At 66.0% G+C, this 12,914-nt stretch carries 12 protein-coding genes; 7 read left to right on the forward strand and 5 right to left on the reverse strand.

Annotated features, from left to right (window positions below; genetic code table 11):
* The first annotated feature begins 6 nt into the window (after window positions 1-6).
* Window positions 7-1,398 carry a LysM peptidoglycan-binding domain-containing M23 family metallopeptidase gene (locus C7G42_RS18930; protein WP_106950497.1) on the forward strand — a complete coding sequence of 464 codons (1,392 nt, stop codon included), beginning with the start codon at window positions 7-9 and terminating at the stop codon, window positions 1,396-1,398.
* 162 nt (window positions 1,399-1,560) lie between these two features.
* On the opposite strand, the gene C7G42_RS18935 is transcribed toward C7G42_RS18930, so the two are convergent.
* Window positions 1,561-2,553, reverse strand: coding sequence for an ATP-binding protein (locus C7G42_RS18935; RefSeq protein WP_106950498.1), 993 nt, complete (start codon window positions 2,551-2,553; stop codon window positions 1,561-1,563).
* A 181-nt stretch (window positions 2,554-2,734) separates the two neighbouring features.
* Here C7G42_RS18935 and yajC point away from each other — a divergent pair, with 181 nt between their 5' ends.
* From yajC to C7G42_RS18965, 6 genes are read left to right on the forward strand one after another with little or no spacing between them, the layout of a single operon-like run.
* A complete protein-coding gene (gene yajC, locus C7G42_RS18940) occupies window positions 2,735-3,112 on the forward strand; it encodes a preprotein translocase subunit YajC (RefSeq protein WP_106950499.1) in 378 nt (125 codons plus the stop codon).
* Window positions 3,113-3,159: 47 nt separating this feature from the next.
* Window positions 3,160-4,764 (forward strand): protein translocase subunit SecD, encoded by a 1,605-nt coding sequence (gene secD, locus C7G42_RS18945; protein WP_106950500.1) that lies wholly within the window; start codon window positions 3,160-3,162, stop codon window positions 4,762-4,764.
* A gap of 10 nt (window positions 4,765-4,774) precedes the next feature.
* Window positions 4,775-5,794: a protein translocase subunit SecF gene (secF, locus tag C7G42_RS18950; protein ID WP_106950501.1), complete on the forward strand. Its 1,020-nt coding sequence runs from the start codon at window positions 4,775-4,777 to the stop codon at window positions 5,792-5,794.
* Window positions 5,795-5,854: 60 nt separating this feature from the next.
* Window positions 5,855-6,238, forward strand: a complete 384-nt coding sequence (locus C7G42_RS18955) for an Mth938-like domain-containing protein (protein ID WP_106950502.1) — start codon at window positions 5,855-5,857, stop codon at window positions 6,236-6,238.
* Window positions 6,235-7,098, forward strand: a complete 864-nt coding sequence (locus C7G42_RS18960; RefSeq protein ID WP_106950503.1) for a phytoene/squalene synthase family protein — start codon at window positions 6,235-6,237, stop codon at window positions 7,096-7,098. Before C7G42_RS18955 ends, C7G42_RS18960 begins: the two co-directional genes overlap by 4 nt.
* 45 nt (window positions 7,099-7,143) lie before the next feature.
* Window positions 7,144-8,388: a threonine ammonia-lyase gene (locus tag C7G42_RS18965; RefSeq protein WP_106950504.1), complete on the forward strand. Its 1,245-nt coding sequence runs from the start codon at window positions 7,144-7,146 to the stop codon at window positions 8,386-8,388.
* 11 nt (window positions 8,389-8,399) lie between these two features.
* Here the strand turns inward: C7G42_RS18965 and C7G42_RS18970 are convergent, their stop codons facing one another.
* From C7G42_RS18970 to trmFO, 4 genes are all read right to left on the reverse strand, one after another.
* On the reverse strand, window positions 8,400-9,578 hold the full coding sequence (locus tag C7G42_RS18970) for an aminotransferase class V-fold PLP-dependent enzyme (RefSeq protein WP_106951045.1): 1,179 nt from the start codon (window positions 9,576-9,578) through the stop codon (window positions 8,400-8,402).
* Window positions 9,579-9,668: 90 nt separating this feature from the next.
* Window positions 9,669-10,226, reverse strand: coding sequence for a CAP domain-containing protein (locus C7G42_RS18975; protein ID WP_199580999.1), 558 nt, complete (start codon window positions 10,224-10,226; stop codon window positions 9,669-9,671).
* A gap of 91 nt (window positions 10,227-10,317) precedes the next feature.
* Window positions 10,318-11,412, reverse strand: a complete 1,095-nt coding sequence (locus C7G42_RS18980; RefSeq protein WP_106950506.1) for a serine/threonine protein kinase — start codon at window positions 11,410-11,412, stop codon at window positions 10,318-10,320.
* 7 nt (window positions 11,413-11,419) lie between these two features.
* The gene (gene trmFO, locus C7G42_RS18985; protein ID WP_106950507.1) at window positions 11,420-12,847 is read right to left on the reverse strand and encodes a methylenetetrahydrofolate--tRNA-(uracil(54)-C(5))-methyltransferase (FADH(2)-oxidizing) TrmFO; all 1,428 of its coding nucleotides are present in this window, start codon (window positions 12,845-12,847) and stop codon (window positions 11,420-11,422) included.
* Between the last annotated feature and the right edge of the window lie 67 nt (window positions 12,848-12,914).

The raw sequence follows: 12,914 nt of genomic DNA on the forward strand, positions 1-12,914 counted from the left end.
GTAACCATGTCCGCTGTCGCCGAGTTGCTTTACTCGCGCCGCGTACCGCAGGTCGCGGTGCTGGCGCTGATCTCCTTCAGCTTCGCAGGGTGCAGCGCCGACATGTCGTCGCGACTGTCCCAGTCGAACTTCTCCAACCCCTTCTCATCGGAGCAGACCGGCTCGGTGCAGCAGGCGCCGCCGCCGCAGCGTGAGCTGCCACAATATTCGCGGCCGCAGACGCAGTCCGGTTATTATCAGTCGCAGCCCTTGCCGCCGCCGGCGGTGTCCGCACCGCAATCCTATCCCGTCGCGGGTGGTGGCGTGTCAGGAGGCGGGCGCGGCGTCAGTTCCTACGCGCCCCCGACGCAGCCGCATCTCGAGACCACGGCCGCCGTGCCGCCGCGTTCCGTTGCCGCGGCCCAGCCGGCCGGAGGCACCAAGATCATCGTCGGGACCAGCGACACGCTCGATTTGCTCGCCAAGCGCTACCACGTCACGCCGCAGGCAATTCTCGCTGCCAACGGCTACAAGGGGCCGCGCGCGCTCTCGCCCGGCCAGCAACTGATCATCCCGCATCCGGCTACGGCCGCTGCACCCGCGCCTGCGCTGGCTCCCGTTGCGGCGGCTCCTGCGATGGCGCCGAAACCGGTTGCGGCCGTCGCCGCGCCGTCGAGCATGCACTTCGTCAACCGCGGCGACACGCTCGCCAGCATCGCCCGCAAGAACCACATCTCGTCGGCTGAGCTCGCCCGTGCCAATGGCCTCGATCCCTCGGCCAAGCTCAAGCTCGGCACGAAGTTGACCGTGCCCGGTGTCAAAACCGTCGCCCTCGCGGCGCCGGTGGCTGCCGCTCCCGTCGGGGCTGCTCCGGTGGCGGGGACGCTCCAGCCGGTTGCTGCCGCTCCCGCGCCCGCCACCAGGATGGCCGCCGCCGCGGCGCCCGTTCAAAGCGCGCGCCTCGCCCAGGCCACGGCGAATGTCGAAGAGAAACCCGCCGCCGAGGCTCCGGCGAAAGCTGCCGAGACCACCAGCGCGCTGCCGACCTTCCGCTGGCCGGTGCGCGGCAAGGTGGTCACGAGCTACGGCGCCAAGACCAACGGCAAGTCCAATGACGGCATCAATCTCGCGGTGCCCGAGGGGACACCGGTCAAGGCGGCCGAAGACGGCGTCGTCGCTTACTCCGGCAACGAGCTGAAGGGTTACGGCAATCTGGTCCTGGTTCGGCACTCCAACGGCTACGTCACCGCATATGCCCATGCGAGTGAGCTGTTGGTGAAGCGCGGCGATACCATCAAGCGCGGTCAGGTCATTGCCAAGTCGGGTCAATCCGGGGAGGTGGCGTCGCCGCAGCTCCACTTCGAAATCCGCAAGGGATCGAGCCCGGTTGACCCGCTTCAATTCCTGAACGGCGCGTGAGGCGCGGGCCGGGCACGCAGTCACCACAAACGCGGTGTCGTCGCCCGGCTCGACCGGGCGACCCAGCATTCCGACACAGCACTCATTGAGCCGATAAGCCGCAGCGTACTGGATTCCCCGCCTGCGCGGGGAATGACAGTTGAGGGGGAGGCGAACGGTCCGCTACTTCGCCGTCAGCTTGACGCCGAGGCGGCCCGCCAGCTCCTGCACGAATTGCCAGGCGACGCGGCCCGAGCGGGAGCCGCGGGTGGTCGACCATTCCAGCGCCTCGCGCTCCAGCGCTTCGTCGTCGATCTTCACGCCGAAATGGCTGCAATAGCCGCGCACCATCGCCAGGTATTCGTCCTGGCTGCAGCGATGGAAGCCGAGCCAGAGGCCGAAGCGATCGGACAGTGACACCTTCTCCTCGACGGCTTCGCCAGGATTGATCGCGGTCGAACGCTCGTTCTCGATCATGTCGCGCGCCAGCAGATGGCGGCGGTTGGAGGTGGCGTAGAGAATCACGTTCTCCGGCCGGCCCTCGATGCCGCCTTCGAGCACGGCCTTCAGCGATTTGTAGGACGCGTCATTGCCGTCGAAGGAGAGGTCGTCGATGAACACGATGAAGTGGAAGCTGGCGTCCCGGAGCTTCTCCATCAGCGCGGGCAGGCTCTCGATGTCCTCGCGGTGGATCTCGATCAGCTTCAGCCTGTCGGCCGGCTTGCGCTCCGCATTGATGCTGGCGTGCGCGGCCTTCACCAGCGACGATTTGCCCATGCCGCGCGCGCCCCAGAGCAGCGCGTTGTTGGCAGGCAGGCCATTGGCGAAGCGCTCGGTGTTCTCCATCAGGATGTCGCGCATCCGGTCGACGCCCTTGAGCAGGAACAGCTCGACGCGGCTAACCCGCGGCACCGGCGCAAGGCGGCCATCGGGGTGCCAGACATAGGCATCGGCCTCTTTGAACGACTGGCGTTCGAAGGCCGGCTTGCCCTGGGCGGACAGGTGCGCCGCAATGGTCTCCAGTGCGCGGACGATGCGCTCCTGAGATAGGTCCGCGGATGCCTGGACGGCGACCTTGGCAGTCCCCTTGGGGCGTTTTGCCGCGACGGGGGCGGCCTTGCGGGCAGGGGTGCGGAGGCCTTTGCCGGCCGGGCTTTTGCTGGGTTTTCTGGGCATGTCCGAAGTTCCTGAAGATGCAGCCTTATCGGGCCTGACGGCGCGCCGCAAGGTGGCCAAATGAGCGGTCTGGCAGCGTTGCAATTGGGGCAATGGCCGCTATAGTCCGCGCGAATTTGACCGAACCGGTCGCCTTTGAGGGCCTGACCGGTTTTCCCCCGTGTCCACGAGGATCGTCCGAATGTTCATTACCCCTGCGTATGCCCAGGCCGCGGGCGCCGGCGACACCAACAGCATGTTGATGTCGCTGCTGCCGTTCGCCCTGATCTTCGTGATCATGTACTTCCTGATTCTGCGTCCGCAGCAGAAGAAGGTCCGCGACCATGCCGATCTCGTGAAGAACATCCGCCGCGGCGACACCGTCGTGACCTCGGGTGGACTCGTCGGTAAGGTCACCAAGGTCGTCGACGACGACCAGATCGAGTTCGAGATCGCCGACGGCGTGCGCGTGCGGCAGATGCGTTCGATGGTCTCCGGCGTGCGCGCCAAGGGCGAGCCGGCCAAGGAATCCAAGGAAAGCGCGAAGGAAAGCGCCAAGGACGACGCCGCGTCGAAGTGAGCGCGTCCGCGAGCATCTCAAGTCTCCTGATCTGACAGGTCCAGTCGATGTTGTATTTCACGCGGTGGAAGGCGCTCGGGATCATCCTGACGGCGCTGATCGTGTGCCTCTGCGCGGTCCCGAACTTCTTCCCCGAGGCGCAGGTCAAGACCTGGCCCGCCTGGGCGCAGCGCCGGCTCGTGCTCGGCCTCGATCTCCAGGGCGGCTCCTATCTGCTGCTCGAGGTCGATTCCGCCTATGTGAAGAAGGAGCGGCTCGACCAGGTTCGTGACGACGTTCGCCGGACGCTGCGCGATGCCAAGATCGGCTTCACCGGCGGCGTCACCGTGCGCAACGACGCGGCCGAGGTTCGCATCACCAAGGAGACGGACGTTCAGGCTGCGCTCGCCAAGCTGCGCGAGCTGTCCCAGCCGTTGGGCGGCCTGATGGGATCCAGCGGTCAGCGCGACCTCGAGGTGACCGATGCCGGCGGCAGCCTGATTCGCTTGACCGTCCCGCAGGCCGCGATGCTCGACCGCATGCGCAAGACCATCGAGCAATCGATCCAGATCGTCGAGCGCCGCGTCAACGAGCTCGGCACCGTCGAGCCCGTCATCCAGCGCCAGGGCAATGACCGCATCCTGGTGCAGGTGCCTGGTCTTCAGGATCCGACGCGCCTGAAGAAGCTGCTCGGCGAAACCGCGAAGATGGAATTCCGCATGGTCGACACGACCGTGTCGCCGGACCAGGCGCAACAGGGCAAGTTGCCGCCGGACTCCGAGCTGCTGATGAGCGCGTCGCCGCCGCCGACGCCCTATGTGGTCAAGAAGCAGGTGCTGGTTGCCGGCGGCGATCTGATCGATGCCCAAGCGACCTTCGACCAGCGCACGAGTGAGCCGGTCGTCAGCTTCAAGTTCAATACGTCGGGCGCGCGCAAGTTCGCGCAGGCCACGCAAGAGAATGTCGGGCTGCCCTTCGCGATCGTGCTCGACAACAAGGTGATCTCCGCACCCCGGATCAACGAGCCCATCACGGGCGGGCAGGGACAGATCTCCGGCAGCTTCACGGTCCAGTCCGCCAACGATCTCGCGATCCTGATGCGCGCCGGCGCGCTGCCGGCGCCGCTGACCGTGGTCGAGGAGCGCACCGTCGGTCCGGGTCTCGGCCAGGACTCGATCGAGAAGGGTGAGCTCGCCGCCTATGTCGGCTCGATCCTCGTCATCATCTTCATGCTGCTGACCTACCGGCTGTTCGGGGTGTTCGCCAACATCGCGGTGGCCATCAACGTCGCCATGATCTTCGGCCTGTTGTCGCTGCTCAACGCCACGCTGACGCTGCCCGGCATCGCCGGCATCGTGCTCACCGTCGGCATCGCGGTCGACTCCAACGTGCTGATCTACGAGCGTATCCGCGAGGAGCTGCGTGGCGGCCGCAACGCGATCTCGGCGATCGACGCCGGCTTCAAGCGGGCGCTGGCGACCATTCTCGATTCCAACATCACCACCTTCATTGCCGCCGCCGTGCTGTTCTACATCGGCACCGGCCCGGTGCGCGGCTTCGCCGTGACGCTCGGTATCGGCATCATCACCACGGTGTTCACCGCCTTCACCATGACCCGGCTGATCGTCGCCTGGTGGGTGCGGTGGAAGCGGCCGCAGAGCGTGCCGATCTAGGAGCCTGATCGTGACTCACACCGTTCTCATCGGGCTCGGCGTCCTCATCGCCATTCTCACCGTGGTCGCAGCCTTTGGCTGGCTGCCATCGCTGCGGATCGTTCCGGACGAAACGCATTTCGACTTCACGCGCTTCCGGCGTATCAGCTTCCCCATCTCGGCTGTGCTGTCGATCATCGCCATCACGCTGTTCTTCACCCACGGGCTGAACCTCGGTATCGACTTCAAGGGCGGCACGCTGCTGGAGGTGCGGGCCAAGTCGGGCGCCGCCGACATCGCGGCGATGCGCACGACGCTGGACGGCTTGCGGCTCGGCGAAATCCAGCTGCAACAGTTCGGCGGCCCCGAGAACGTCCTGATCCGCGTTGCCGAGCAGCCCGGCGGCGACAAGGCGCAGCAGGATGCGGTGCAGAAGGTCCGTACCGCGCTCGGTGATTCCATCGAGTATCGCCGCGTCGAGGTGCTCGGTCCGCGCGTCGCCGGCGAGCTTCTGGCCTACGGCATGCTCGGCCTGATGCTCGCGATCGTCTCGATCCTCATCTATCTCTGGTTCCGGTTCGAATGGCAGTTCGCGCTCGGCGCCATGATCGCCAACGTGCACGACATCGTGCTGACGATCGGCTTCATGTCGATCAGCCAGGTCGATTTCGACCTGACCAGCATCGCGGCGCTTTTGACCATTCTGGGCTATTCGCTCAACGACACCGTCGTCATCTACGACCGTATCCGCGAAATGCTGCGTCGATACAAGAAGATGCCGATGCCACAGCTGCTCAACGAGTCCATCAACTCGACGCTGTCGCGCTCGATCATCACCCACTTCACGGTGACGTTGGCGCTGCTGGCGCTGCTCCTGTTCGGCGGTCACGCGATCCACAGCTTCACCGCGGTGATGATGTTCGGCGTGGTGCTGGTCGGCACCTACACCTCGATCTTCATCGCGGCGCCGATCCTGATCTATCTCGGCGTCGGCGAGCATCGCGAGGATACGAAAGAAGAGGCTCCGCCGGCAAAGAAAAGCAAGGCATGATCCGAACCGCATGCCCTCGCAGGCGTTTGCGAGGGCAGTAAGCCCATTCGGACGAAGCTCATGGCCGGCGATCCCAACGCACCGCATTTCCCGCGCTCGGCGCCGATCGAAGCCTATGGCAAGGGTGGCTTCGCCTTTGCCGGCATGTCGCATCGGGGATCGCTGCTGTGCCTGCCCGACGCGATCTGGGCCTGGGACGTGACGGATCCCGCGAAAATCGACCGCTATTCTCTGGACCGGGTGTTCACCGCCGCCAACAGCATCGACACGCTCCTGATCGGCACCGGAACCGGGGTCTGGCTGCCGCCGCCGGCGCTGAGGCAAGCGCTCAAGGCGGTGCGGGTGGTGCTGGACACGATGCAGACCGGCCCCGCCGTCCGCACCTACAACATCATGATCGGCGAACGGCGGCGGGTCGCGGCCGCGCTGATCGCCGTGCCATGAACGCCACCGCAGCTCCGCCCGACAATTTGTCCTTCTGCGCCGATCTCGTGCGCAGCCACGACTTCCCGCGCTATGCCGCGACGCTGTTCGCTCCTGCTGCTGAGCGCCGCGCGCTGCTGGCGCTCTACGCCTTCAATGTCGAGATCGTCCGCGTCCGGGACCAGGTGAGCCAGCCCTTGCCCGGCGAGATCCGCTTTCAATGGTGGACCGATCTGTTCTCGGGCCTGGTCCATGGCAGTGCCGAGGGCAATCCGGTCGCAGCCGAGTTGCTGCGTGCGATCCGTGATTTCGATTTGCCGGTCGAGCCGCTGTCGCTCCTGGTCGAAGAGCACCAGTTCGACCTCTATAACGATCCGATGCCGACGATGGCGGCGCTGGAAGGCTATTTGGCCGCGACCTCATCGGCGCTGTTCGATCTCGCGGCCCGGATCGTGGCGCCGCCCTCGGAGGCCGTCGAACATATCGCCCGTCATGCCGGGCTTGCGCAGGGCATCGTGCAAATCATCACGAACCTGCCGCGCGATGCCGCGCACCGGCAGCTGTTCCTGCCGCAGCAGCTGCTGGCGAATCACGATTGCGACATGGAGGAGGTGTTCGCCGGCAAGGACACGCCGAACCTGCGCGCCGTGCTGGAGCAGCTCGCGGGCGAAGCGAGGCAACATCTCTCTACGGCCCTGTCGTTGCTGGCGGAGGTGCCGCCAGCGGCTCGGGCAGCATTTCTGCCGCTCGGACAGGTGCGGGCCGACCTCAAGCGCCTGTCACAACCCGGGCGCAATCCTTTTACGCCGAGGCAACCGTCCCGACTGCGCACGCTGTGGACGTTGTGGCGGGCTTCGCGGTCGCGTGAGTTTACCAAATAGCGGCCGGCTTATCGCCTGAGCCGGTTAAATGCCCTATACTGTCCTATGGCTGAATTGTCCCAAACCTCGCCCTTCGATCTCAGCGGTTTGCCGGTCGCCCCAAGCGACATCGTCGCCGCCGCCGACACGATCAGGGGCGCCGTCGTCGAGACGCCCTGCAGCTACAGCCGCACGCTGAGCAGTATCTGCGGTTGCGAGATCTGGCTCAAATTCGAGAACCTCCAGTTCACCTCCTCGTTCAAGGAGCGCGGCGCGCTCAACCGGCTCACGGCGCTTACCGCGGAGGAACGCGCCCGGGGCGTCATCGCGATGTCGGCGGGCAACCACGCACAGGGGGTGGCCTATCACGCCAAGCGGCTCGGCATTCCCGCCACCATCGTCATGCCGGTCGGCACGCCCATGGTGAAGGTGGAGAACACCCGGCATCATGGCGCGGAGGTGGTCGTCACCGGCGCGACGCTGGAGGAGGCGGCCGCTTTCGCGCGCAGCCACGGCGAAGCGAGACGCATGATCTTCGTCCATCCCTACGACGATCCGCTTGTCATCGCGGGGCAGGGCACAATCGGGCTGGAGATGATGAGGGCCGTGCCGGAGCTCGACACGCTGGTCGTGCCGATCGGCGGCGGCGGCCTGATCAGCGGCATCGGCATCGCCGCGAAATCGATCAAGCCGTCGCTGCGAATCCTGGGCGTCGAGGCCTGGCTCTATCCCTCGATGTACAACGCCATCCACGCCGGCAATCTGCCGGCGCGCGGCGATACGCTGGCCGAAGGCATCGCGGTCAAATCACCCGGCAAGATCACCACCGAGATCATCCGCCGCCTCGTCGACGACATCGCGCTCGTCAATGAAGCCGAGCTGGAGCGCGCGCTTGCGACCTTGATCTCGATCGAGAAGACGGTCGTCGAGGGCGCTGGCGCCGCCGGCCTCGCCGCGCTGATGTCGGATCCCTCCCGCTTCGCGGGCCAGAAGGTGGGCCTGGTGCTGAGCGGCGGCAATATCGACACGCGGCTGATCGCATCCGTCCTCACGCGCGAACTCGCGCGCGAGGGACGGTTGACCCAGCTCTCGCTCGATATCCCCGACAGACCCGGGCAATTGGCTGCTGTGGCGGCGCTGCTCGCCGAAGCCGGCGCCAACATCATCGAGGTCTCGCACCAGCGGACGTTCTCCGACCTGCCGGCCAAGGCCACGCTGCTGCAACTCGTCATCGAGACGCGCGACAGCGCCCATCTCGACGAGGTGATGGCCAGGCTCAGTGCATCCGGACTGAGCGCGCGCTGCACCTGACCGGGGTGGTTCTATCGCGACGCCAGGCTCGCGACGTGGCTGATCAGCCGGTCGATCTCCGCTTCCGTGTTGTAATAATGCGGCGATGCCCGCACGACATGCGGCAACGCGCGAAGTTCGGCATCGATGCGCGTGCTCGACGGGTCTGAAGCACCGATGGTGATGCTGGCTGCCGCGGCACTCGCGACGACGGCGTCCGCCTCGTGCCCGACCAGTGTGAAGCTGACGATGGCACCCGGCGCACGTCCGAGGTCGCGAAGGGTGATGCCGGGAAGGGCCGCGAGGCCGGTGCGAAGACGGCCGGCAAGCATGCGGCAGCGTTGTTCGATCGGCGCGATGCCGATCTCCAGGGCGTAATCGACGGCAGCGCCGAGCCCGAGCCGTGCCGCGTAGTTGTTTTCCCAGGTCTCGAACCGACGGGCATCGTCGCGAAGCCGATATTCATCGCGTGAGACCCAGGGCGCCGCGAAGTGATCGATCATCGGCGGCTCGAGCCGTTGCAGCGTCGCGCGGCGAACGTAGAGAAATCCGGTACCGCGCGGGCCGCGCAGGAATTTGCGTCCCGTGGCCGACAGCATGTCACAGCCGATGGCCTCGACGTCGACCGCCATCTGGCCGACCGCCTGGCAGGCGTCGAGCAGATAGGGAATGCCGTGCGCCCGCGCGATCTTGCCGACCGCTGCCGCCGGGTTGACCAGCCCGCCATTGGTTGGGACCCAGGTGATCGCGATCAGCTTGACGCGATCGTCGATCATGCGTTCGAGCGCGTGGATGTCGAGCTCGCCGCTGGCATCACTCGGCACCACCTCGACGGTCGCGCCGGTGCGTTTGGCGACCTGCAGGAAGGCGACATAGTTCGCGGCGTATTCCGCCTCGGCGGTCAGGATGCGGTCGCCCTTGCGAAACGGAAGCGAATAGAATGCCATCTGCCAGGCGACCGTCGCGTTTTCCACGAGGGCGATCTCGTCGGGCGCGGCGTTGAGCAGACCAGCCACCGAGCCGTAGACCGCTTCGAGCCGGTCGGCCTCGCGATCGGCGGCGGCATAGCCTCCGATCTCGCTTTCCAGATCGATATGCTGCTTCATCGCCGCAACAACGGAAATCGGCATCAGAGCCGCGCCTGCGTTGTGGAGGTATGCGAGCCGGCTGGCGGCCGGCGTATCGGACCGAATTTGGTCGATGTCGATCACCAACTCCTCCATGTCTCGCGATCCCTTATGCGTGAACTAGATGCGCCGAACGGGCCGAGCAAGACGTCAGGCGGGGATTCTTGTCGGATCTCAGAGGCAAAGGCCGAGCAGCTTGACGTGGCAGTTGCTGGACTTCGGCTTGCTGGCAGCCGGCGCAGCCTCGCGTTTGACGGCAACCAGCGGCTCCTTGTCCTTCTTGCCCTTGCCTTTCGGCTCGTAATCGCCGGCGATCACCATCGCCCAATAGGTGCGCTTGGCGCTCGCATTTTTCGCACTTGCGATGCCGACGCGGGAGGCGTTGTGCAGCAACAGGTTTTTGCGGTGTCCGGACGAGTCGATCCACTGGCCCAGCGTCTTCTCGAAATTGTCGTAGCCGTAGGCGATGTTCTCGGCGGCCCGGCCCGCGCCAGCCGGTGCGACGCGGCGGTTGAAAGGGCCGAGCGCGTCGTGGCTGAGGTCGTCCTTCGCCGCCATCGCGCGGGCCTGGTCCATGGCGATGCGGTCGAGCGTTGAATCGCGGACGACGCGAACTTCGCCGTGCTTGAGGCGGAAGCTCGAGATCAGCTCGGCCGGCGAGTCCGCCATCGCGGCTGTGGCGTTCAGCAGCAGAAGGCCGGCGATCAATGCGCCAATCCCACCACGCGTCATTGTCCACTGCCTGCGCATGACTCCACCGTCCCCAATTCTCCGACCGCTTCTCTATCGCCAATGTGGACGCTTCAAGGCGCGACCCGGCCCGTCAGCTCGTCGGCAAATCCGCCTCGAAATTGAAGCGGTCGCGCAGGTTTTTCCGCTGTTCCAGAATGTCCTTGAGGAACGCGCGGTCCTGGTCGTTCTTCATCATCGGCTCGATCAGGTCGAGCTGATTCATGGCAACCAGTTGCAGGATCTCGGTGCGAGGCTTGCCGCTGGCGTCGCGTGGCAGGGCGTGTACCACCTGGATGTGCTCCGGCGGTTTCGGCCCCTTCGCGGATGAAAGGTCGTTCCGCAACTGGCTTTCGAGCGTGGTCTGATCGGCTTCGACGAAAGCGTAGAGCCCGACGCCGGAGCGACGGTCGGCAAAAGCGACGATGGCGGTGTCGCGCACGGCCGGATTCTTCCGGATCAACTCGGTCAGCACCGGTGCATCGTTGACCAGCCTGCGACCGCCGCCCTCGCGGTCCGTGAAGTTGAACAGGCCGCGCGTGATGGCACGATAGACTTTCTTGCCGGTGGCGAGCCACAGGCTCGCGGCAAACGACTTCTTGGCGAGGATCTTTCGCTCGCGCGGCGTCAGCGCCTCGGGTGCGTAGGATCGTTTGTGCTTGAGCAGATGGCGGAGGTCTTCATAGGCGAGGATGCGATACAGCCGGCCGCGCCGGTCGAAGCAGGCGGCGAGCTGGAAGTCGGTGACATAGGCGAGGCCGTCGCGGCCGACCAGCCAGTTCTGTTCCTTGGCGAGATCGTTGTGGCAGATACCGGCGCGGCGCAGCCGGCGTAGCGCCGCCTTGGCAGACCGGAAATAGACGAGGTCGCCATGCGGCTTTGCCAGATGCAAGGCGACGCCGTCGACGAAGCCGCGTACCAGCGCACGGCGTCCGGCCCACAGCAGTTCAGGTCCGACATTCAGCCCCTTGGCGAGCGCGAGAGCGTGCTTCTCGCGGGCGAACAAATGGCGCGCCAGAGGGAACGACCACCACGGCACCTCGTCGAGCCGGCGCAGCACGGCATCGACCTCGCCGCTCTCGCCGCGGAAGCGCCCGCGCTCGACGGTCGAGAACACGTCGCGCTTGAGCAGCACGCCCTCGGTCCAGCGCGCCGAAAGCGTCGCGGCGTCGTCTTTGGGGAGGCTCATTGCAAACTCACGCGGCTGCGGGCATGCGCAAATGATCGGCGATCCAGCGATCGAGATCGGCGAGTGCGAGAGCGCTCATCGCCTGCTTCTTGGCCACCGTCTTCTCGTTGCCGCGCAAGCGCGTGCCGTCAGGCTTCTTCGTCGGCACGCTCGCAAGTGGCGGGAACAGACCGAAATTGATGTTCATCGGCTGGAACGACCGCGTGCCGGGCTCGACGGTCTCGATATGGCCGCCGGTGATGTGGCCGAGCAGCGATCCGAGCGCGGTCGTGTCGGGCGGGCTGACAAGCGTCTCGCCGCGCGCGTCCGCTGCTGCATAGAGACCGGCAATCAGGCCGACGCTGGCCGATTCCACATAGCCCTCGCAGCCCGTCATCTGGCCGGCAAAGCGCAGCCGCGGCTGCGCGCGCAGGCGCAGCTGTCCGTCGAGCAGCTTCGGCGAGTTCAGGAAGGTGTTGCGATGCAGGCCGCCGAGACGGGCGAACTCTGCTTTCTCCAGCCCGGGGATGGTGCGGAAGATGCGCTGCTGCTCGCCGTATTTCAATTTCGTCTGGAAGCCGACGATGTTGTAGAGCGTGCCGAGCTTGTTGTCCTGGCGCAGTTGCACGATCGCGTAGGCTTTGGTCGTGGGATCGTGCGGATTGGTGAGACCGACCGGCTTCATCGGTCCGTGGCGCAAGGTCTCGGGGCCGCGCTCCGCCATTACCTCGATCGGCAGGCAGCCGTCGAAATAGGGCGTGTTGGTCTCCCATTCCTTGAATTCGGTCTTCTCGCCCGACATCAGCGCGGCGACGAAGCCATCATACTGCTCCTTGGTCATTGGGCAGTTGATGTAGTCCGCGCCGGTGCCGCCGGGGCCGACCTTGTCGTAGCGCGACTGGAACCAGGCCACCGACATGTCGATGGATTCGCGGTGCACGATCGGCGCAATCGCGTCGAAGAAGGCGAGCGCGCTCTCGTCGGTCAGTTCGCGGATCGCGTCGGCCAGCGGGGCGGAGGTGAGGGGCCCGGTGGCAACGATCACGTTGCCCCAGTCCGCCGGCGGCAGGCCTGCAACCTCGCCGCGGGCGATCTGGATCAGGGGATGGTCGTTGAGCGCCTTGGTGACGGCTGCGGAGAAGCCGTCACGGTCGACGGCGAGCGCGCCGCCGGCGGGCACCTGGTTGGCGTCGGCCGCGCACATGATCAGCGAATCGAGCCGGCGCATCTCCGCATGCAGCAGGCCGACGGCGTTGTTGGCGGCGTCGTCCGAGCGGAACGAATTGGAGCAGACGAGCTCGGCGAGCCCGTCGGTGCGGTGCGCTTCCGTCATGCGGGTCGGCCGCATCTCGTGCAGCACTACGGGCACGCCGGCCTTCGCCACCTGCCAGGCCGCCTCGGAGCCGGCAAGGCCGGCGCCAATCACGTGCATGATGTTGGAATGGGATCCTGTCATGGGGCGGACAGGTAGCGCTTTTCGGCGAGGAGTGGAATCGCCGAGATTGAGTTTTCTGCCACCAGAT

This window comes from Bradyrhizobium sp. MOS003, from assembly GCF_003020125.1.
Taxonomy (GTDB): domain Bacteria; phylum Pseudomonadota; class Alphaproteobacteria; order Rhizobiales; family Xanthobacteraceae; genus Bradyrhizobium.

Coding starts and splice junctions, on each gene's coding strand:
- C7G42_RS18930 (WP_106950497.1), top strand. CDS start 7: ATGTCCGCTGTCGCCGAGTTGCTTTACTCGCGCCGCGTACCGCAGGTC.
- C7G42_RS18965 (WP_106950504.1), top strand. CDS start 7,144: ATGGCTGAATTGTCCCAAACCTCGCCCTTCGATCTCAGCGGTTTGCCG.
- yajC (WP_106950499.1), top strand. CDS start 2,735: ATGTTCATTACCCCTGCGTATGCCCAGGCCGCGGGCGCCGGCGACACC.
- C7G42_RS18935 (WP_106950498.1), bottom strand. CDS start 2,553: ATGCCCAGAAAACCCAGCAAAAGCCCGGCCGGCAAAGGCCTCCGCACC.
- C7G42_RS18975 (WP_199580999.1), bottom strand. CDS start 10,226: ATGACGCGTGGTGGGATTGGCGCATTGATCGCCGGCCTTCTGCTGCTG.
- C7G42_RS18955 (WP_106950502.1), top strand. CDS start 5,855: ATGGCCGGCGATCCCAACGCACCGCATTTCCCGCGCTCGGCGCCGATC.
- C7G42_RS18960 (WP_106950503.1), top strand. CDS start 6,235: ATGAACGCCACCGCAGCTCCGCCCGACAATTTGTCCTTCTGCGCCGAT.
- secD (WP_106950500.1), top strand. CDS start 3,160: ATGTTGTATTTCACGCGGTGGAAGGCGCTCGGGATCATCCTGACGGCG.
- C7G42_RS18980 (WP_106950506.1), bottom strand. CDS start 11,412: ATGAGCCTCCCCAAAGACGACGCCGCGACGCTTTCGGCGCGCTGGACC.
- trmFO (WP_106950507.1), bottom strand. CDS start 12,847: ATGACAGGATCCCATTCCAACATCATGCACGTGATTGGCGCCGGCCTT.